Origin of the sequence: Streptomyces sp. NBC_00996 (assembly GCF_045162675.1) — a bacterium.
Lineage (GTDB): Bacteria > Actinomycetota > Actinomycetes > Streptomycetales > Streptomycetaceae > Streptomyces.
Map to the genome: position 1 here is coordinate 2,914,890 of NZ_CP108723.1, position 18,746 is coordinate 2,933,635.

The window sequence follows — 18,746 nt, forward strand, 5'->3', positions numbered from 1 at the left end:
GGCAGTTGACTCCTCGGCGCGGCACCGCCTCTTGCACGGCGGAGCATTCTTCGGGGCCTCCCGGTGGGGAGGCCGCGGGCGCCTCCACCCTATTGCCTCTGCCGCAGTGGCCGATCCTCTGTCTCACGCGGCGGATCGCGTGGTGGGCGCACGGTCGCCGATACGTCGCTGCGCGGCTCCCGCACCGGTCAGCCCGCGTCCGGCACCTCCCGGTCCGCACCCTGTCGGGGCTGGGGCAGCACGGGCTGCAGCACGAGCATCCGCTCGACGAGGCGCAGGAACATCGCCACGTCCCGTATCAGGTCGTCGGCGTCGCGGCTGCCGGCCGCGCCCTGGATGCCCGCCTCGGCGCGGGCGCGGCGGGTGGCTCCGGAGGCGAACAGGGCGCTCCACTCGGTGAGTTCGGGCGCGATTTCGGGGAGCACTTCCCAGGCGCTCCGGATCCGGGCCCGGCGTCGCGCCGTGGGCTCCGGGCGGCCCCGCGCGGCAAGGACGGCGGCGGCGGTGCGCAGGGCGGCCAAGTGGGCCGTCGCATACCGCTCGTTGGGTGTTTCGAGGGCCGTCGCCTCGTCGAGTCCGGCGCGTGCCTGGGCCAGCAGTTCGAGGGCGGCGGGCGGGGCCGTGGCCCGGCGCAGCACTGGGTGCACGTCGCTCGCCGGGCCGGTCAGTGAGGGGGCAGGGCCGGTGGCGCGGCGCCGGTGGGCGGCGGCTGCGGAAGAGCTGGCCATGACGAACCTCCTGTCGTCTGTGTGACGGCACTGTGGCCGTATGTGCCCATCGTGAGGTATGCCACTGACAATCCGTTCTGACCTGGCCTTTTGCTTCGATCGTAGGTTCGGGCTTTTTGCTTCGATCCTAGGTTCGGGTTAGTTTTTGCACTGACCAGTCAGTTCAAAAGTAGTTCCAGGGGAATGGGGAAGCTGTGGACAGTCCACACGGACTGGGCGTCACGGCCGAGGACTTCGGACTCGAGGGGCCCCGCGGCTGGGCGTTCCGCGGAGTCTTCGTCGACGCGGAGCCCGGCTCGCTGATCGCGATCGAGGGTCCCTCGGGATCCGGCCGTACGTGCCTGCTGCTCGCGCTCACGGGCCGGATGAAGCCGACCGAGGGGACGGCCACCGTGGGCGGGGGGAGGCTGCCGAAGCAGATGGCCGCGGTGCGCCGGGCGAGCGCGCTCGCACACGTGCCTGGTGTCACGGACCTCGACCCGGCCCTGACCGTCGGGGAGCACCTGAGCGAACGGGCGCTGCTGCAGCGGCGGTTCCGAGGTTCGCTGCGGGGACTGCTACGACCTCGCGCCGAGCGAGTGACCGAGGCGAAGCTGCGGATCGACACCGCTCTGGCCGCCGCGGGGCTCGACCAGGAGTCCCTGCCCAAGGGCTCCCGGACCGCCGTACGCGACCTGGAGCGACTCGAAGCCCTGCGGCTGTCCGTCGCGCTGGCCCTCATCGGCCGGCCGGGTCTGCTCGGTATCGACGACACCGACCTCAAGCTCTCCGACGCCGAACGGGCCGATGCCTGGGCCCTGTTGAAGTCGCTCACCGAGTCCGGCACCACCGTCGTGGCGGTGTGCAGCGAGGCCCCCGAGGGCGCCACCGTCGTCAACCCTCAGAAGAACCAGCAGCAGAACGAACAGAAGGAGACGGCCGATGCGCTCGCCGAAACTGGCCGCGCTTGAGCTCAGGCGCTTCGGCCGGGGCAAGCTCCCGCGTGCTGCGCTGGCCGCGCTCCTGTTGCTGCCGCTGCTGTACGGCGCCCTCTACCTGTGGTCGTTCTGGGACCCGTACGGCCGCCTGGACCGCATCCCCGTGGCGCTCGTGAACGACGACAAGGGGGCGAGCGTCGCGGGCAAGAAGATCGCGGCGGGCGACGACATCACCAAGGGGCTGCGCGACAGCGACACCTTCGAGTGGCACGAGGTGAGCGCCGCCGAGGCCCGCAAGGGCGTCGAGGACGGCACGTACTACCTGTCGCTGACCATGCCGGGCGACTTCAGCGAGCAGATCGCCTCCAGCTCCGGGGACACACCGGAGACGGGCGCGCTCCAGGTGCGTACGAACGACGCGAACAACTACATCGTCGGGCAGATCTCCCGGACGGTGTTCAGCGAGGTGCGCACGGCCGCTTCCACCAAGACCTCGCGGTCCTTCCTCGACAAGATCTTCATCTCGTTCTCGGACATCCACGGGGCGACCGAGAAGGCCGCCAAGGGCGCCGACACGCTCAAGGGCGGGATCGGCAAGGCGAAGAAGGGCTCCAAGGATCTCGCGGACGGCCTGAAGGAGGCCAAGAAGGGCAGCGGAAAGCTTTCCGGGGGCCTGAAGAAGCTCAGCAAGGGCGCGGGGGACCTGGAGGACGGTTCGCGGCAGGTCGCGGACGGCACGCGGTCGCTGGCCGACAAGGTCAACGGGGTCGCGGACAAGGTGGGCCCCTTCCTGAAGGACAACGAGCAGTCGATCGGCGACACGGCCCAGCTCGTTGCCGACTCCGCCACGGGGATCCGCCACAACCTCGACACCCTGGTGGAGACGGCCCCGGCCGCGGCCAAGAGCGCCCACACGGCCTCCACCGCGCTGAACGCCGTCTACAAGGCGCGCTGCGAGACCCTGCCGCTCCCCGACACCGCGTGCCCCGACCTGAAGAAGGCCAAGGAGGCGGCCGCGGACGTGGCCCAGGTCGCCGACGACGTGAACACGCTGATCGACGACCAGGACGGCTCTCTCGACAAACTCGACAAGAACCTGGCCACGCTGCAGAAACAGGCCCAGGCTCTCGCCGACCGCTCGCCGCACCTCTCCGAGGACCTCGACGACGCCGTCTCCAAGATCAACAAGCTGAACGAGGGTGCCGAGAAGGTCGCCAAGGGGACCAAGAAGCTGCACACCGGGCTCGGCACGGCCAAGACCGGGGCGGCGGATCTGGACACGGGCGTCGGCAGGCTGAAGACGGGCGCGAGCGACCTCGACGGGGGCATGTACAAGCTCGTCGGCGGCTCCGGGAAGCTCGCCGGCGGACTGCACGACGGCGCCGATCAGATCCCCGACTACGACAAGCAGGACCGCGATCAGCGCACCCAGGTCATGGCCGACCCCGTACAGCTCGCCTCCAGGGACCTGCACAAGGCGCCGAACTACGGCACCGGATTCGCCCCGTACTTCATCCCGCTGTCCCTGTGGGTGGGCGCGATGGTGGCGTACATGCTGATCCAGCCGCTCAACCGGCGTGCGCTCGCGGCGGGTGCCTCGGCCTGGCGCATTTCACTGGCGGGCTGGCTGCCGGTGGCCGCCGTGGGTGTACTGCAGACGGCGGCCCTGATGTCCGTGCTCCACTGGGCGATCGGCCTGGAGATGGCGCGGGCGGCCGGGGCAGTTGGCTTCCTGTTCCTGGTGACGGCGTGCTTCGCGGCGATCGTGCAGTGGCTGAACGCACGCTTCGGAGCGGCGGGCCGGATCCTCGTGCTCGCCCTCCTGATGCTCCAGCTGACGTCGGCGGGTGGCACGTACCCCGTCCAGACCAGTCCGGGCTTCTTCAACGCGATCCACCCCTTCTTGCCGATGAGTTACGTCGTCGAGGCCCTCAGGAGGCTCATCACGGGCGGCGGCCTGGGCCCGGTGTGGCAGGCGTGCGCCGTCCTGGCGGGCTTCACGGTGGGCGCCCTCGCGCTCACCGCCCTGTCCGCGCGCCGCAAGCAGGTGTGGACCCTCGACCGGCTGCACCCGGAGCTGAGCCTGTGACGGTCCGCGCAGCGGCTCCTGTGACAATCGGGGCCATGGAAAGCAGCAGCACCACGGCGAGCGGCGGCGGCCGTCGCGAGGCGACCCGGCAGAAGCTCTACGAGGCAGCCGTCACCCTGATCGCCGAACAGGGCTTCTCCGCCACCACGGTGGACGAGATCGCCGAGCGCGCCGGGGTCGCGAAGGGCACGGTCTACTACAACTTCGCGAGCAAATCGGTCCTCTTCGAGGAGCTGCTGCGGCACGGCGTGGGACTGCTCACCGCCTCTCTCCGGGAGGCGGCCGAGAAGACCGCGCGCAACGGCGGCAGCAAGGTCGACGCGCTGGACGCGATGATCCGGGCCGGGCTCGTCTTCATCGACCGCTACCCGGCCTTCACCCAGCTGTACGTGGCCGAGCTGTGGCGCACCAACCGGACCTGGCAGTCCACGCTGATGGTGGTCCGGCAGGAGGCGGTCGCGGTCGTCGAGGACGTGCTGCGCGACGGTGTGGCGAACGGCGAGCTCAGCGACGAGATCGACATCCCGCTGACGGCGTCCGCGCTGGTCGGCATGGTTCTGGTGGCAGCCCTGGACTGGCAGGCCTTCCAGCCGGAACGCTCCTTGGACGACGTCCACGCGGCGCTGTCCCGGCTGCTCCAGGGGCGCGTCAGCGGCAACCGCTGAGCCGGGACGCGCAGCACGTACGAAAGCGCCGGTCCGATGTGGCCGCGTCCCCCGCGGGCCACCTCGAACCGGCGCTTCGCCGTACTCCCCCGTGCCTCCCCGTACCCCCCGTTGGGCCCCCGTTCGGTCGTCCCCCGGGTTCCCCCGTGCCTCGCTCCCGCCGACCGTGTCGGCGGAAGGAGCGGCCAAGGGCGCGAGTTCCGTTCCGCCGCCCCGTGTCGGCGGTACCGGAACCGCGCCCTCTTCCGTGCCTCCACTCTCCCGTTCGCGCAGGTCGGGCCCATCCGCGCGGGTACTCATCTCACTCACTAGGTACGGATACTCAGTCCTGCGCACTCATGCCCAGGGCGCACCGTTGTCGACTGGTTACGATCGCGTCCGTGTCCGTACTCCCCCTGGTCTTCACCAGCGGCTGGGCCAGCGGCGTCAACGCGTACGCGGTGGTGTTGCTCCTCGGCGTCTTCGGCGCGACCGGTCTGAGCGACGACGTCCCGGAGTCCCTTCAGCGCCCTGAGATCCTGGTCACAGCGGGCGTTCTCTTCCTCTGCGAGGCGGTCGCCGACAAGATCCCGTACGTGGACTCGGTGTGGGACTCGGTGCACACCGTGATCCGGCCGGTGGCGGGCGCCTGGGTCGGGGCGCTGCTCGCCGGGCAGAGTGGTTCGCTCTCGGATCTGGTGGCGGGCGCGATCGGCGGTTCGACGGCGCTCGCGAGCCACACCGTCAAGGCCGGGACACGGATGGCGATCAACACCTCGCCGGAACCGTTCAGCAACTTCGTGATGAGCACCGCCGAGGATCTCGGCGTCGCCGGGATCCTCACCTTCGGAATGTTCCACCCCGAGGCCGCGGCGATCATCGCGGGCGTCCTGCTGCTCGCCGGCCTTGTGGTGCTCTTCTTCCTCGTCTCGCGGATCAGACGGTTCCTGCGCCGCCGGGCGCAGCGCCGGGAGGAGAAACGGCTGGCGGCGCGGGCGGGCGCACCACCTGACTGACCTCCGCGGACGGGACTGTCGGTGGCGGCCGATAAAGTCCCGGGCATGGCACGAATTGCGGTGATCGGCGCCGGGATGGGCGCGATGGCGGCCGCCGCCCGGCTGGCCGTCGCGGGCCACCGGGTGGTGGTGTACGAGCGCGCGGCGACGTACGGCGGTGCGGTGCGCCGCTTCGAGCGCGAGGGCTTCGCCTTCGACACCGGCCCGGGGCTGCTGCCGCTGCCCGCGGTCTACCGCGACCTGTTCGTCAAGACGGGCAAGCAGCCGCTGGAGGAGTGCGTCGAGCTGGTCCAGGTGGACCCCTCGTCCCTGCATCTCTTCGCCGACAGCACGCAGGTGTCCCTGCCGAACGCCTCGCGCGCCGGAGTCGTCACCGCGCTGGACGAAGCCCTCGGGACGGGCGCGGGCAAGCGGTGGGGCGACTTCCTGGTGCGGGCCCGCGAAGCCTGGGACCGCACGCGCCGGCCGCTCCTGGAGGAGCCGCTGTGGCCCAACTGGCCGGTGCTCGCCGACCGCGAGCCCTACCCCTCGGTCCCGCACAAGAAGCTGCTGCGCACCCGCAGGGCCACCACCCTCGCGGAGGTCGCCGCCCGGGAGCTGCGCGATCCACGCCTCACGGCCCTCCTGGAGAGCCACGCCCTCGCGTACGGGCTCGATCCGCGCACCACCCCGGCCGCCGCAGCCGTGCTGCCCTACATGGAGCACGCCTTCGGCACCTGGTATGTGCGCGGGGGCATAGGAGAGTTGGCGCGCGCGGTGTACGAGCGGTGCCTCGCCCGCAGAGTCGAGTTCCGCTTCGATGCCTCGGTCGAGCGGATCGTCGAGAAGGAAGGCCGGGCGGCGGGCGTGGAGCTCGCTGGGGGCACCTCCCAGGCGGTCAGTGGGGGTGGCACGGTCGAGGACGCCGACTTCGTGGTCGCGGGCGTGGCGCCCGGCGTGCTGGACAGCCTCGTCCCGGGGACGGCGCTGCGCGGGGCCGGCGAGGTCGCGCCGCAGCACGGGGCGCCGAGCCGACTGACCGTACTGCTGGCGCTGCGCGGTGGCCGGCCCGAGGGCGTGGCGCATCGGACGGTGGTCCACACGGCCGACCGCGAGGACGAGTTGGGCCGGCTCTTCGGTGAGCACCCGGGACTCCCGGCCGTGCCCACCGTCATGGTGTCGCGCCCCGACGACCCCGCGCTGGTACCGGACGCCGAGCACGAAGCGGCCACGCTGACCGTCACCGTGCCCTCGGGCCTTGCGGTGTCCGAGTCGGAGGTGGAGCGGGTCCTGGACGCCGCCGAGCGCGCCATACCCGGGCTCCGCGACCGCCTGCTGTGGCACGAGGTCCGCACCCCGGCCGACATCGCGGAGACCACCGGCGCGGACGGCGGCGCGGTCCCCGCCCCGGCGCTCGCCGCGGCGGAGGGTCGTCTGCTGCACCCGTCGAACGGCACCCGTATGCCGGGGCTGTTCGCGGCGGGCGGCTGGGCGCATCCCGGCGGCGGGCTCCCGCACGCGGGCATGTCGGGCGCGCTGGTGGCCGGGCTGATCGTGGAGGGACCGGAGTTCCGGGGCTCGCAGTGAGCATGCCGGTGCGCTGACGGAGCGGCGGTCGCCCGGGCGCCGAGGCTCTCAGCGGTCCAGGCGGCGGGCCTCAGTAGCGGTACTGCTCGTCGTACCCCGTGCCGTTGCCGTTCCCCTGGTACGGATAGGGCTGCTCGGGCGGGAGTTCGCCGCCGTACGGGTCGTCGGTGGTGCGCTGCTGCGGCACCCAGACACCGCCGGCCGGGGTCTCGCCGCCGTAGGTGCCGGTGGCGTACTGGTCCTGGCCGTAGCCTTGCTGCTGCGTGTACTGCTGCTGGTCGCCGCCGTACAGGGTGTCGTACGAGGCACCGGTGTAGGTCTGGGCGCCGTTGTACGGGTCGGAGTAGGCGGCGTACTGCTGCTGGCCGTTGTCGTAGGCGTACTGCTGCTGGTCGTAGCCGGCGTAGCTGTCGTACGCGTAGGCCTGCTGGTCCTGGTTGTGCCCGGCCGTCGCGTAGGCCTGCTGGTCCTGGGACTGGGCGGCGCCGGCGTAGGACTGGTCGGCGGCGCCCGCGTACGAGGTGCCGCTGTAGATGCCGTACGAGCCGGTGTCGTCGGGCAGCGGCTGCGGCTCGTACACGGCGGTGGTCTCGGCGGCCGCGGGCTGGCCGGAACCCTGCGGCATGAACCGGTCGGACGACGCGGGCGAGAAGACGTCGTCCTCTCCGGCGTACTCGTCCTGCTGATGGGCGGCGCCGTCGGTCGCCTCGAGGTCGGAGACCTCCAGCGTGGGGTCCTGGTACTCCGGTTCGCCGCGGCGGCGCTTGCTGGGTTTGCCGGGCGCGGAGCGGCCGTTGAGGGCCCAACCCTGGGCAAAACCACGGCGGAACGACAGGGTGACGTACGTCTGGCCGATCGCGAAGGCGGCCGCGCCCAGGCCGATGACGACCACGGAGGGCATCAGCACCCCGAGGACCACACCGAGGAAGCCGACGAAGGCGAGCAGCCGGTAGCGCAGCCGCGCCTTGTACTGCAGCAGCACCTCGCCGAGCAGCCACAGCGCGACAATGCCGAACGCGATATAGAGGACCGTCCAGCCCATGTACGCCCCTCTCCCAGTGGCCGCTACGCAGTCTGTCGTACGCGGGTGCGACCGGTCTAGGCCTGCTGTGGGTGGTGTAGGCCCAGATTCTCGTAGATTTCCAGCGTTGCCGTGGAGTTGTTCAGCGTAATGAAGTGCAATCCGGGGACTCCCTCGGCCAGCAGCCTCGCGCAGAACTCCGTCGCGAACTCAATGCCAATGGAGCGTACAGCCGCCGGATCGTCTTTGGCTGTGAGGATCCGTTGTTTCAGGGCGTCCGGGAACGAAGCGTTGCTGAGCTTCGGGAGCCGCTCCAGCATCTTCACGCTCGTCACCGGCATGACCTCGGGGATCACCGGGGTTTCGCAGCCGGCCGACGCGACGCGGTCGCGCAGGCGCAGATACGACTCCGGGTGGAAGAACATCTGCGTGATCGCGTAGTCGGCGCCGGCACGGCACTTGTCGACGAAGTGCGCGACGTCGAGGTCCCATTCGGCGGACCGCGGGTGCATCTCCGGGAAAGCCGCGACGCCGACGCAGAAGTCGCCCGACTCCTTGATGAGTCGGACGAGTTCGGCCGCGTAGGTCAGGCCCCGCGGGTGCGGGACCCACTCGCCCATGGGGTCGCCGGGCGGATCGCCGCGGACCGCGAGCATGTTGCGGATACCGGCGTCCGCGTACTGGCCGATGATGTTGCGCAATTCGGCGATGGAGTGGTTGACCGCGGTCAGGTGGGCGACCGGGGTGAGCGTCGTGTCGACGACGATCTGCTGGGTCTCCTTGACCGTGCCCGCACGCGTGGAGCCGCCGGCCCCATAGGTCACGGAGACGAAATCGGGAGCGACGGCCTCGACCCGGCGAAGGGCGTTCCACAGGTTCCGCTCGCCCTTGGGGGTCTTCGGCGCGGAGAACTCGAACGAGTACGTCTTCTTGCCGGTCGCGAGCATGTCGCGCACGGTGCGTGCGCGATCAGTCCTGGTGGAAGCAGATCCGAGGGCCATACCCGCAGGTTAGCCAGGGGGCGCCGGTCCCCCAACCGAACCGATGAGATTTGTCCGCTTTGTCGACTTCTTGTCCACCCCTCGGACATTTATCGGACGGCGGAGCGGGACGGTTGCTCCGCACGACCACCGGATGACTATGCGTGACGAAGCCGCTTCGCGAACTCTGCCGCCGCCGCGCCCGGGTCGTCCGCCTCGGTGATCGCCCGTACGACGACGACACGCCGGGCACCCGCCTCCAGCACCTCGTCGAGGCTGCCGAGGTCGATACCGCCGATGGCGAACCAAGGACGGTCGGTGCCCAGCGAGGCCGTGTATCGGACCAGGTCGAGCCCGGGTGCGTGGCGGCCCGGCTTGGTGGGGGTGGGCCAGCAGGGGCCGGTGCAGAAGTAGTCAACGCCCTCCTGGACGGCGGCGGCCGCGGCCTCGGACTCGGCGTGGGTGGAGCGGCCGATCAGGACGTCGTCGCCGAGGACGGCGCGGGCCGCGGGGACCGGGAGGTCGCCCTGGCCCAGATGCAGTACGTCGGCGTCGATCGCGTGGGCGACGTCCGCCCGGTCGTTGACCGCGAGGAGCCTGCCGTGGCGTGCACAGGCGTCCGCGAAGACCTGGAGGTGTTCCAGCTCCTCGGCCGCCTCCATGCCCTTGTCGCGCAGCTGCACGATGTCGACCCCGCCCTCCAGGACGGCGTCCAGGAACTCGGCGAGGTCGCCCTGGCGCTTGCGGGCGTCCGTGCACAGGTAGACACGGGCGTCGGCGAGCTGGGCGCGTGCGGTGGTGGCGGCGTTCTCGGGCATGCGTGTATTCCCCGTTGTCGGTGCGTACGGACCACGGCGGCCGCGTGGCCTTTCGGCGCGTACGGACCACGGTGGTCCGGTGGCTTTTCGGCCGGTGACCGCCGTGGTCCGTACGCCGGACGGTTGTCAGGTCAGACGGCGAGCGCCTGGGCGCGGCGCTTCACCTCCGTGCCGCGATTCTCGCTGAGAGCCTGCGCGGGTGTGCCGGGCAGGGTCGGGTCGGGGGTGAAGAGCCACTCGAGCATCTCTTCGTCGGTGAAGCCGTCGTCCCGCAGGAGCGTCAGGGTGCCGGACAGGCCCTTGACGACCTTGTCCCCGTCGATGAAGGCGGCGGGGACGTGCAGCGCGCGGTTCTCACCACGGCGTACGGCGATCAGCTGGCCCTCCTTGACCAACTGCCGGACGCGGGTCACCTCGACGCCGAGCTGTTCGGCGATGTCGGGGAGGGTGAGCCAGGCGGGGACGAGAGCATCGATCTTTGCGTCAATCTCGGTCACGGGACAAGCCTGCCATCCCGGACTGACACTCGGTACCCGAGTCCCGCCCGGGCCGGGGTCCCGCGCTCCTGCGATCGGGTGGGTTTCGGCCGCTCGGCACTGCCGGAAACACCGCCGGAATCCGCGGTCGGGGCGTCCCGCCGTCCAGCGATCGCGCCGAAACGATCTCCGGCTCCGCCGAATCGGGGGTTCCTCCGGCGGCTGAAGAGGTGTCGGCTACGCCGCCGTCGCCGCCTTCAGCGGTTTCGACGGGTCCACCAGAAGTTCCGGGTTCATCGGGGTGCCCGCCTCGATGAGCCGGCGGCCCTGGGCCAGATCCCTCGGTCGGCCCACCGCCAGGAGGGCGACCAGGCGGGTGTCGCGGAGCCAGCAGACCGTCCAGGCGGGCGCGGAGGGGTCACCGCGCCAGAGGGTCGTGTCGGCGGGGGCGTGGTGGCCCACGTACTGGACGAAACGGCCGAACTGCTCGGACCAGAAGTACGGGACGGGGTCGTACGCGGCGGGAGCCTCGCCGATGATGTTCGCGGCGACCGTGCGCGGACCCTGGAGGGCGTTGTCCCAGTGGTGGACCAGCAGGCGGTTCTCATACCTTCCCGACGGGAAGGAGGCGCAGTCACCGACCGCGTAGACGTCCGGTACGGAGGTGCGCAGGTGGTCGTCGGCCACCACCTCGCGGTGGGCGCCGAGCGCGATGCCGGAGCCGGCCAGCCAGGCGGTCGCGGGGCGCGCGCCGATGCCGACGACCACGGCGCCCGCGGGAACGCGGGAACCGTCGTCCAGCACCACCACGCCGGGCTCGATGCGCTCCACGCGCGCGTGCGTACGCAGCGACGCCCCGCTGCTCGCGTACCAGGCCGCCATCGGCGCCGCCACCTCGGCGGGCAGCGCGCCGGCGAGCGGCCGGTCGGCGGCCTCGACGACCGTCACCGCGCACCCCGCCTCGCGCGCCGCCGTGGCGAACTCGGCGCCGATCCAGCCGGCCCCGACGACCACGATGTCGTGCTGCTGCGCGAGGACGGGACGCAGCCGCTCGGCGTCGTCCAGGGTGCGCAGCAGATGGACCCCGGGCACTCCCTCCGCGCCCGGCAGCTGAATCGGTTCCGCGCCGGTCGCGACGACCAGGACGTCGTAGGGCACGGGCCCGGTGGCAGTGTCCAGCTCATGGTCCTCGGGGCGCAGGCCGAGCGCCTCGCGTCCGAGCTGCAGTTCGATGTCCAGTGCCTCGAAGTCGACATCGAAGGCGGAGCCCTCGGCCTTGCCGAGCAGGACGGCCTTGGACAGCGGTGGCCGGTCGTACGGCTGATGGGGCTCCGCGCCGATCAGCGTCACACTGCCGGTGAAGCCCTGTTCGCGCAGGGCGACCGCGGTCTGCACACCGGCCATGCCCGCGCCCACGACGACGACTCGCCGTGCCGTACGCCCTTGCGCCTGCGTCTGCTCGCTCACCTGATCACCATAGACAATTGACAATTTGTCAGTCAGGGGACGTGCTCAGTGACCTGTTGCACAGTGCACGTCCACTCCTCCCACGCTCACTCGTCCACTTCTTCCACCACGCTCGTCCCGCTGCCCGTCTGCGACTCCCATTCCCAGGTCTCCTCCAGGCGTACCCGCCCGTCGGGCAGCTCGACCACGCGGGACACGCAGTGCCCCGACGAGGTGCCGCCGTCGCGCTTCAGCTGCACATACCGGAAGTCGAGGCGGTCCCTCTCACGGGTACCCACGAGATGCCCGCGTACGACATCGCCACCCGCGTACTCGGCCCAGATCTCGCCGTCCTTCTCGTGGTACGTGAACCGGGTGCGGGTACCCACCTGACCTGGCGCCTGGTCGGCGACCGGGGCGAGGACGAGGCCGTCGAGCGAGCGGGGCATGGGCGGAGGCTCCCTTACTGAGACAGGTGGCGGCGGGCTAGGGTGGCCAACGTAAAGCACTCGCGGGAGCCCGGACGCACCGGGCTGAGAGGGAGGCTGGGACGGCCTCCGACCGTACGAACCTGATCCGGGTCATGCCGGCGAAGGGAGGGGCTGGACGCCCATGTCGCCTACGCGTACGTCAGACGTCCTCGTCATCGGGGGCGGAATCATCGGGCTGGTGACGGCCTGGCGGGCCGCGCAACGCGGGTTCACGACCGCCGTGGTGGATCCCGAACCGGGCGGCGGAGCGGCCCAGGTCGCGGCCGGGATGCTCGCCGCCGTCACCGAACTGCACTACGGCGAGCAGACCCTGCTGGGCCTCAACCTCGCCTCAGCGCGCCGCTATCCGGACTTCGCCGCCGAGCTCGCCGAGGCGACGGGCCAGGACCTCGGCTACCGCCAGTGCGGCACGCTGGCCGTCGCGCTGGACGCCGACGACCGCGCGCATCTGCGGGAACTGCACACCCTGCAACGGCAGTCGGGGCTCGACTCGGAGTGGCTGAGCGGGCGCGAGTGCCGCCGTCTGGAGCCGATGCTCGCACCCGGCGTACGCGGTGGTCTGAGGGTCGACGGCGACCATCAGATCGATCCGCGCCGGCTCGCCAAGGCCCTGGTCACTGCGTGCGAGCGGGCCGGGGTGGTGTTCCACCGGACCTGGGCGGAGCGGCTGAGCGTCGTAGGGGGCCGGGCCGCCGGAGTCGTCACCACGGACGGCACCGAGCCGGCCGCCGGTCAGGTCGTGCTCGCCGGAGGCAGCCTCAGCGGTCGTCTGGCGGGCGTCCCCGACGACGTACTGCCGCCCGTGCGGCCGGTGAAGGGGCAGGTACTGCGGCTGACCGTGCCGAACCGGTACGCGCCCTTCCTGAGCCGAACCGTCCGCGCCGTCGTGCGCGGAAGCCAGGTCTATCTGGTGCCGCGCGAGAACGGCGAGCTCGTCGTGGGCGCGACCAGCGAGGAGCTGGGCTGGGACACGACGGTGACCGCGGGCGGCGTGTACGAGCTGCTGCGCGACGCCCATGAGCTGGTGCCGGGGATCACCGAGCTGCCGCTCACGGAGACCCGGGCGGGGCTGCGCCCCGGCTCCCCCGACAACGCTCCGCTCCTCGGACCGACCGTGCTGGACGGCCTCCTCCTCGCCACCGGGCACTACCGCAACGGTGTGCTCCTCACGCCCGTCACCGGTGACGCGATGGCGCACGTCCTGACCACCGGTGAACTCCCCGACGTGGCCCGCCCCTTCACCCCCCGGCGCTTCGGCGCCGCCGCCCTCACGGAGCAGCCCGCATGAACATCTTCGTCAACGGAGAGCGGCAGCGGATCGCCACGGGGACCGCTCTCGACACGCTCGTCGCAACCCTCACCGCCGCTCCGTCCGGCGTGGCCGCCGCGCTCAACGAAACCGTCGTCCCGCGCGCGCAGTGGTCGTCCACCGCCCTGTCCGAGGGAGACCGCGTCGAAGTCCTCACCGCCGTGCAGGGAGGCTGACCCATGGCCGACGATCCGTTTGTCCTCGCTGGTACGTCCTTCTCGTCCCGGCTGATCATGGGCACGGGCGGTGCGCCCAGCCTCGATGTGCTGGAGCGCGCGCTGGTGGCCTCCGGAACGGAGCTGACGACGGTCGCGATGCGGCGCGTGGACGCGTCCGTGCACGGCTCGGTTCTGTCCGTGCTCGACAAGCTCGGCATCCGCGTGCTGCCGAACACGGCGGGCTGTTTCACCGCGGGCGAGGCCGTGCTGACCGCTCGTCTCGCGCGTGAAGCCCTGGGCACGGACCTGGTCAAGCTCGAGGTCATCGCCGACGAGCGCACGCTGCTGCCCGACCCGATCGAGCTGCTCGACGCCGCGGAGACGCTCGTCGACGAGGGGTTCATCGTGTTGCCGTACACGAACGACGATCCCGTCCTGGCGCGGAAGCTGGAGGACGTGGGCTGCGCCGCGATCATGCCGCTCGGCTCGCCCATCGGGTCCGGGCTGGGGATCCGGAACCCACACAACTTCCAGTTGATCGTGGAGCACGCGCGCGTGCCGGTGATTCTGGACGCGGGGGCCGGCACGGCGTCCGATGCGGCGCTCGCGATGGAGCTGGGGTGTGCGGGTGTGATGCTTGCCTCGGCGGTGACGCGGGCGCAGGAGCCTGTCCTGATGGCGGAGGCCATGAAGCACGCGGTGGACGCGGGGCGGCTCGCCCGCCGTGCGGGGCGGATTCCTCGGCGGCACTTCGCCGAGGCGTCGTCTCCTGCGGAGGGCCTGGCCAGCTTGGATCCGGAGAGGCCCGCCTTCTGAGTGCCCGCCGCGTCGGGTACTCCTCCCACCCACGCACCCTCGTTTCCCGTCGGCTGGGAAGTGCGGGTCTCCCGCGGGGCGATCTCGCCCTTGGTCGTCTGCGGCCGAGTCCGCGGCAGCGGGCCTCTCCTCGGCATCCGTGCATGCGTGCGATGTGCGTCACAGGTCGGCTGCAGTCGCGCTCCGGTATCGGCTGAACGGGGCGGCGTGACAGTGGCGGCTCGTACACTCACCTGCGTGGATACGACCCTTCAGGACCCGCTTGTCGGGCAGGTGCTCGACGGCCGCTATCGCGTTGACGCACGGATCGCGGTCGGCGGGATGGCCACGGTCTACAGGGCCCTGGACACTCGCCTCGACCGCGTGCTCGCGCTCAAGGTGATGCACCCGACGCTGGCCGCCGACGGCTCGTTCGTCGAGCGTTTCATCCGCGAGGCCAAGTCGGTGGCCCGGCTCGCACACCCCAATGTGGTGCAGGTCTTCGACCAGGGGGCGGACCGGTCGTACGTCTATCTGGCCATGGAGTACATCGCCGGGTGCACCCTGCGCGACGTACTGCGCGACCGCGGCGCCCTGCAGCCGCGGGCCGCGCTCGGCATCCTGGAGCCGGTGCTCGCCGCCCTCGGCGCCGCGCACCGCGCCGGGTTCGTGCACCGCGACATGAAGCCGGAGAACGTCCTCATAGGGGACGACGGCCGGGTCAAGGTGGCGGACTTCGGTCTCGTACGGGCCGTGGACACCGTGACGAACACGACGGGGACCGTCCTCGGCACCGTCTCGTATCTCGCCCCCGAGCAGATCGAGCACGGCACCGCCGACACCCGCGTCGACGTCTACGCGTGCGGGGTCGTCCTCTACGAAATGCTCACCGGCGACAAGCCGTACTCCGGGGACTCCCCCGCCCAGGTGCTCTACCAGCATCTGCACGCGGACGTGCCGCCGCCGTCGGCCGCGGTGCCGGGGCTGCCCTACGAGCTCGACGAGCTGGTCACCACGGCGACCGCCCGTAATCCCGAGGTGCGCCCGCACGACGCGGTGGCGCTTCTCGGTCTGGTGCTGGAGGCGCGCGCCGAGCTCACCGCCGAGCAACTGGACGCCGTCCCGCCGGGGGCCCTCGCCCTGGGCCACGACAATGCCGAGGACCGTACGAGTGTGATCCCGCGCTCGCTGTCCGTGCCGCGACCGCTGCCCGTGAACGAGGACGACGAGGACGCCGCCCTCAACCGGACCAGCCGGTTCGAGCAGACCAGTCGGTTCGAGTCCGGCCCGCCCGCTCCGTCCCGGCGTGCCACGCGACCCCGGCGCACGATGCTGGCGATCGTCGCCGCCGTCGTGCTGGTGCTGGGCCTCGGTGCCGGCGTCTGGTACATCAACTCCGGCCAGTTCACCAAGGTCCCGCCGATCCTCGCGAAGACCCAGGCCGAGGCCAAGGACCGGTTGACGCAGGCCGGGCTCGACGTCGGTCAGGTCAAGCATCAGTACAGCGACACCGTGAAGCGCGGCACCGTCATCAGCACCGACCCCGAGGTCGGCGCCCGGATCCGTGACAACGACGCGGTGACGCTGACCATCTCCGACGGCCCGGAGACGGTGAAGGTGCCCGACCTGAAGGGCCTGGCCCTGTTCAAGGCGAAGGATGTGCTGAAGAGCGATGGCCTCGCCGCGGGCATGGTCACCCGGGAGTTCAACGAGGACGTGACCAAGGGCTTTGTGATCAGTACGGACCCGCAAGCGGGGACCAAGCGCCACGCGGGTTCGGCCATCGCGCTCGTCGTCAGCAAGGGCAGCCCGGTGGAGGTGCCCGAGGTCACCGGCTCGTCGGTGGAGGACGCCACGGCGGAGCTCGAGGACTCGGGTCTGAAGGTGAAGATCTCCTCGGAGCGGGTCAATTCGGAGTTCGACAAGGGCCAGATCGCCGAGCAGTCGCCGGCGCCGGGTCGCGAGGCCGCCGCCGGCGACACGGTGACGCTGACCATCTCCAAGGGCCCCGAGATGGTCGAGGTCCCGGATGTCGTGGGCGACACCGTGGACGACGCGAGGAAGGCGCTGGAGAACGCCGGGTTCAAGGTCAACGAGGACCGCGGCCTGCTCGGGCTCTTCGGGGACCACGTCAAGGGCCAGTCGGTGGAGGGCGGCGAGACGGCGCCCAAGGGGTCGACGATCACCATCGAGATCCGCTGACGGCCCAGCTGAGCAGTGGTGCCCGAAGGCAGGGCGGAGCTGGCTCGAAGAAGGGTCAACCAGGCCCGGATTCCTGCCCGTTACCCCCTCCGCTCGAGCCATGTCCTACCGCTACTATGGCGGCTTTGCAGGACCATGTCCGGGCAGCGGGACATCGGGGGGAGAGGCGTGGTGGTGGAACCGGTCGTGGAGTTGACCGCCACCGACAACTGGCAGGTGAGCATCATCGGGCCCACCGGAAAGCCGGTGGGCGGCGGCGTCCTCGTGCCGCCCCGATATGTACTGACCTGCGCCCATGTGGTGACCACCGCCCTGGGCAGGCGGCTTGAGGACGAGCCCGACGCCACGGTCACGATCATCCTGAGCAGTGGACTCGAGCTGAAGGGCTCCCCCGGAGGCGGACACAGTTACTCCGGCGGCAGCCATCACGAGGACTTCTCGGTTCTCACCCTGCACGGCGATCTGGCCCGGGCCAATGGCCAGTTCCCGACGTCCCACACGCACCTCTCCAGCGGCGCCTACACCGCCAAGCGCCCCATGCAGGTGTACGGCTACCCGCAGGGCCAGCCCCACGGCGTGTGGGCGGACTGCGTGATGGCCGGGCGCGGGGGCCTGGAGTCCGCCCTGATCCAGCTGAACGACGCTCCGGACACCGGCCGCAAGGTGGCCAAGGGCTACAGCGGCTGCGGCGTGAAGGACACGGCGACGGAGCGTGTGGCAGGGCTTGCCGTACTCCGCGACAAGTCGCCCGAGGCCGGCGTGACCTGGATGATCCCGATGGCTCAACTGGCCCAGTCCTGGCCGCCCTTGCGTGCCGCTCTGGCTCTTTCCGAGGAACGGCTGCCGCCCCAGCTCTTACCCAAGTTCCCTCCTCACCTGGAAGAGGACCCGCTCGATCCGGAGGCCATGGACGACCTCTACCGGCTGCTCCTGGACGGCAAGGTCTCGCTCCCCGGTCTGGTCGCACTGCGCGACGAGGCGCTCGGGCCGGTGCGTCGCCCCTGGCAGGGCGCCCCCGAGGACGTCCTCGGCATCGTGCACGATCTGCAGCACATCTCCCAGGCCGGGCGCCTCGTTCCGCCGCTTCTCGCCTTTGTCGCCCTGCTGTCCCGGCGCGTCCCCGGAACGCGTGGACAGGAACTGGCTCGCTGGGTGCGCGGCCGGGCAGGCCACTGCACCCCAGTGGTCGATCCGACGCCTCTGCTCGAACGCCGCCTGCGCCCGGCCCGGGCGGCCCGATGGACGTACGCGACGTTTCAGGTGACCCCCGCGACGCCGAGCCGGCACTACCTGCTCGATGTCTTCCGGCAACACGAGGGGGCTCCGCGAGAAGCGGTCCGTCAGTACACGGAGGCGATGCGGCTCGGGCGGGTGGAGGAGTTGGTGGTCGATGAGATCACCCGCATGCGACGGGAACGCGCGATCGACTCACCCGACCTGTTCGTGGAGTTCGTACTGCCCCGCGAACTTCTCGCGCGGCCTGTCGACGGCCTGCCGATCGCGACTCCCAGCGGCGCGGAGGTGCGCTTGGGGGTGGTGCATCCGGTGGCCATACGCAGCCTTGAGCGCCAGAACGCGTCGGAATGGGTCGACTGGGGGCATAACTGGTCCCAGAAGTGGGACAGGATGAATGCACTGACCGCACTCTCGGGAGAGGGCGTGGTGGATGTGATTCCTGCCCGGAGCCAGGACAGAACGTATTACGAGGCCCTGTTCGCCGCGCTGTACGCCGAGGACGGTCCGGTTGCGCTCATCCTCGGGTTCCCCCCGAAAGTGCCCAGGAAGCGAGTCCTCGACGCCGAGTTCGACGCGGCACTCGACGCGGGGATCCCCGCGCTCGTCTGGGCTCACGACGAGGAGGACGGACAGCGTGTCATCGACGGACTGCTGCCGCGACTGACGGGCGAGAGCGCCCGAGCGCTCCCCGAGGTGGTGCGCAGGGTCCGTCGTGGCGAGCGGTCGCCCGGCCCCGGCGCCTCCCGGCCCCCTGTCGGTGCCGGTCTGCGCCTGGGCCTTTTCTGGGACCCGTTCGACCGGCTGCCTCCTCGCACCCCGCTGGCCCCACCCGCTCCCGCCCTCGGAGGTTGACC

At 71.0% G+C, this 18,746-nt stretch carries 17 protein-coding genes and 1 riboswitch; of the genes, 10 read left to right on the forward strand and 7 right to left on the reverse strand.

What is annotated here, in order from left to right:
* Positions 1-188: 188 nt before the first annotated feature.
* Positions 189-728 (reverse strand): SAV_6107 family HEPN domain-containing protein, encoded by a 540-nt coding sequence (locus OG390_RS13755; protein ID WP_399078189.1) that lies wholly within the window; start codon positions 726-728, stop codon positions 189-191.
* A gap of 194 nt (positions 729-922) precedes the next feature.
* On the opposite strand from OG390_RS13755, the gene OG390_RS13760 reads away from it, so the two are divergent.
* From OG390_RS13760 to OG390_RS13780, 5 genes are all read left to right on the forward strand, one after another.
* Positions 923-1,678, forward strand: a complete 756-nt coding sequence (locus OG390_RS13760) for an ATP-binding cassette domain-containing protein (protein WP_406167865.1) — start codon at positions 923-925, stop codon at positions 1,676-1,678.
* Complete coding sequence (locus OG390_RS13765; RefSeq protein WP_406167867.1) at positions 1,650-3,734, forward strand: YhgE/Pip family protein; 2,085 nt, start codon at positions 1,650-1,652, stop codon at positions 3,732-3,734. The genes OG390_RS13760 and OG390_RS13765 overlap by 29 nt, the downstream gene beginning before the upstream one ends.
* 35 nt (positions 3,735-3,769) lie before the next feature.
* A complete protein-coding gene (locus OG390_RS13770) occupies positions 3,770-4,399 on the forward strand; it encodes a TetR/AcrR family transcriptional regulator (RefSeq protein ID WP_399078195.1) in 630 nt (209 codons plus the stop codon).
* 380 nt (positions 4,400-4,779) lie between these two features.
* A complete protein-coding gene (locus OG390_RS13775; RefSeq protein ID WP_406167869.1) occupies positions 4,780-5,394 on the forward strand; it encodes a DUF4126 domain-containing protein in 615 nt (204 codons plus the stop codon).
* Between the two features lie 45 nt (positions 5,395-5,439).
* Positions 5,440-6,960 carry a phytoene desaturase family protein gene (locus OG390_RS13780; protein WP_406167870.1) on the forward strand — a complete coding sequence of 507 codons (1,521 nt, stop codon included), beginning with the start codon at positions 5,440-5,442 and terminating at the stop codon, positions 6,958-6,960.
* A gap of 70 nt (positions 6,961-7,030) precedes the next feature.
* Here the strand turns inward: OG390_RS13780 and OG390_RS13785 are convergent, their stop codons facing one another.
* From OG390_RS13785 to OG390_RS13810, 6 genes are all read right to left on the reverse strand, one after another.
* Positions 7,031-8,002 carry a hypothetical protein gene (locus tag OG390_RS13785; RefSeq protein ID WP_406167872.1) on the reverse strand — a complete coding sequence of 324 codons (972 nt, stop codon included), beginning with the start codon at positions 8,000-8,002 and terminating at the stop codon, positions 7,031-7,033.
* A gap of 56 nt (positions 8,003-8,058) precedes the next feature.
* Positions 8,059-8,982, reverse strand: coding sequence for a methylenetetrahydrofolate reductase [NAD(P)H] (metF, locus tag OG390_RS13790; RefSeq protein WP_406167874.1), 924 nt, complete (start codon positions 8,980-8,982; stop codon positions 8,059-8,061).
* A gap of 137 nt (positions 8,983-9,119) precedes the next feature.
* Positions 9,120-9,779 (reverse strand): thiamine phosphate synthase, encoded by a 660-nt coding sequence (thiE, locus tag OG390_RS13795; protein ID WP_406167876.1) that lies wholly within the window; start codon positions 9,777-9,779, stop codon positions 9,120-9,122.
* 131 nt (positions 9,780-9,910) lie between these two features.
* Positions 9,911-10,276, reverse strand: coding sequence for an Rv2175c family DNA-binding protein (locus tag OG390_RS13800; RefSeq protein ID WP_028803215.1), 366 nt, complete (start codon positions 10,274-10,276; stop codon positions 9,911-9,913).
* Positions 10,277-10,492: 216 nt separating this feature from the next.
* The gene (locus OG390_RS13805; protein ID WP_406167878.1) at positions 10,493-11,722 is read right to left on the reverse strand and encodes an NAD(P)/FAD-dependent oxidoreductase; all 1,230 of its coding nucleotides are present in this window, start codon (positions 11,720-11,722) and stop codon (positions 10,493-10,495) included.
* Positions 11,723-11,808: 86 nt separating this feature from the next.
* Positions 11,809-12,150: a hypothetical protein gene (locus OG390_RS13810; RefSeq protein ID WP_406167880.1), complete on the reverse strand. Its 342-nt coding sequence runs from the start codon at positions 12,148-12,150 to the stop codon at positions 11,809-11,811.
* 52 nt (positions 12,151-12,202) lie between these two features.
* A riboswitch (TPP riboswitch) is annotated at positions 12,203-12,316 on the forward strand.
* Here OG390_RS13810 and thiO point away from each other — a divergent pair.
* The 5 genes from thiO (at position 12,314) to OG390_RS13835 (ending at position 18,744) form a co-directional block, all read left to right on the forward strand.
* Positions 12,314-13,480 (forward strand): glycine oxidase ThiO, encoded by a 1,167-nt coding sequence (thiO, locus tag OG390_RS13815; protein WP_406167882.1) that lies wholly within the window; start codon positions 12,314-12,316, stop codon positions 13,478-13,480. Its footprint overlaps the riboswitch before it by 3 nt.
* The gene (thiS, locus tag OG390_RS13820) at positions 13,477-13,677 is read left to right on the forward strand and encodes a sulfur carrier protein ThiS (protein ID WP_406167884.1); all 201 of its coding nucleotides are present in this window, start codon (positions 13,477-13,479) and stop codon (positions 13,675-13,677) included. Before thiO ends, thiS begins: the two co-directional genes overlap by 4 nt.
* Positions 13,678-13,680: 3 nt before the next feature.
* Positions 13,681-14,475 carry a thiazole synthase gene (locus tag OG390_RS13825; RefSeq protein WP_399078216.1) on the forward strand — a complete coding sequence of 265 codons (795 nt, stop codon included), beginning with the start codon at positions 13,681-13,683 and terminating at the stop codon, positions 14,473-14,475.
* A 237-nt stretch (positions 14,476-14,712) separates the two neighbouring features.
* The gene (pknB, locus tag OG390_RS13830) at positions 14,713-16,656 is read left to right on the forward strand and encodes a Stk1 family PASTA domain-containing Ser/Thr kinase (protein ID WP_406167886.1); all 1,944 of its coding nucleotides are present in this window, start codon (positions 14,713-14,715) and stop codon (positions 16,654-16,656) included.
* 171 nt (positions 16,657-16,827) lie between these two features.
* Positions 16,828-18,744, forward strand: coding sequence for a hypothetical protein (locus OG390_RS13835; RefSeq protein ID WP_406167888.1), 1,917 nt, complete (start codon positions 16,828-16,830; stop codon positions 18,742-18,744).
* Positions 18,745-18,746: the final 2 nt, after the last annotated feature.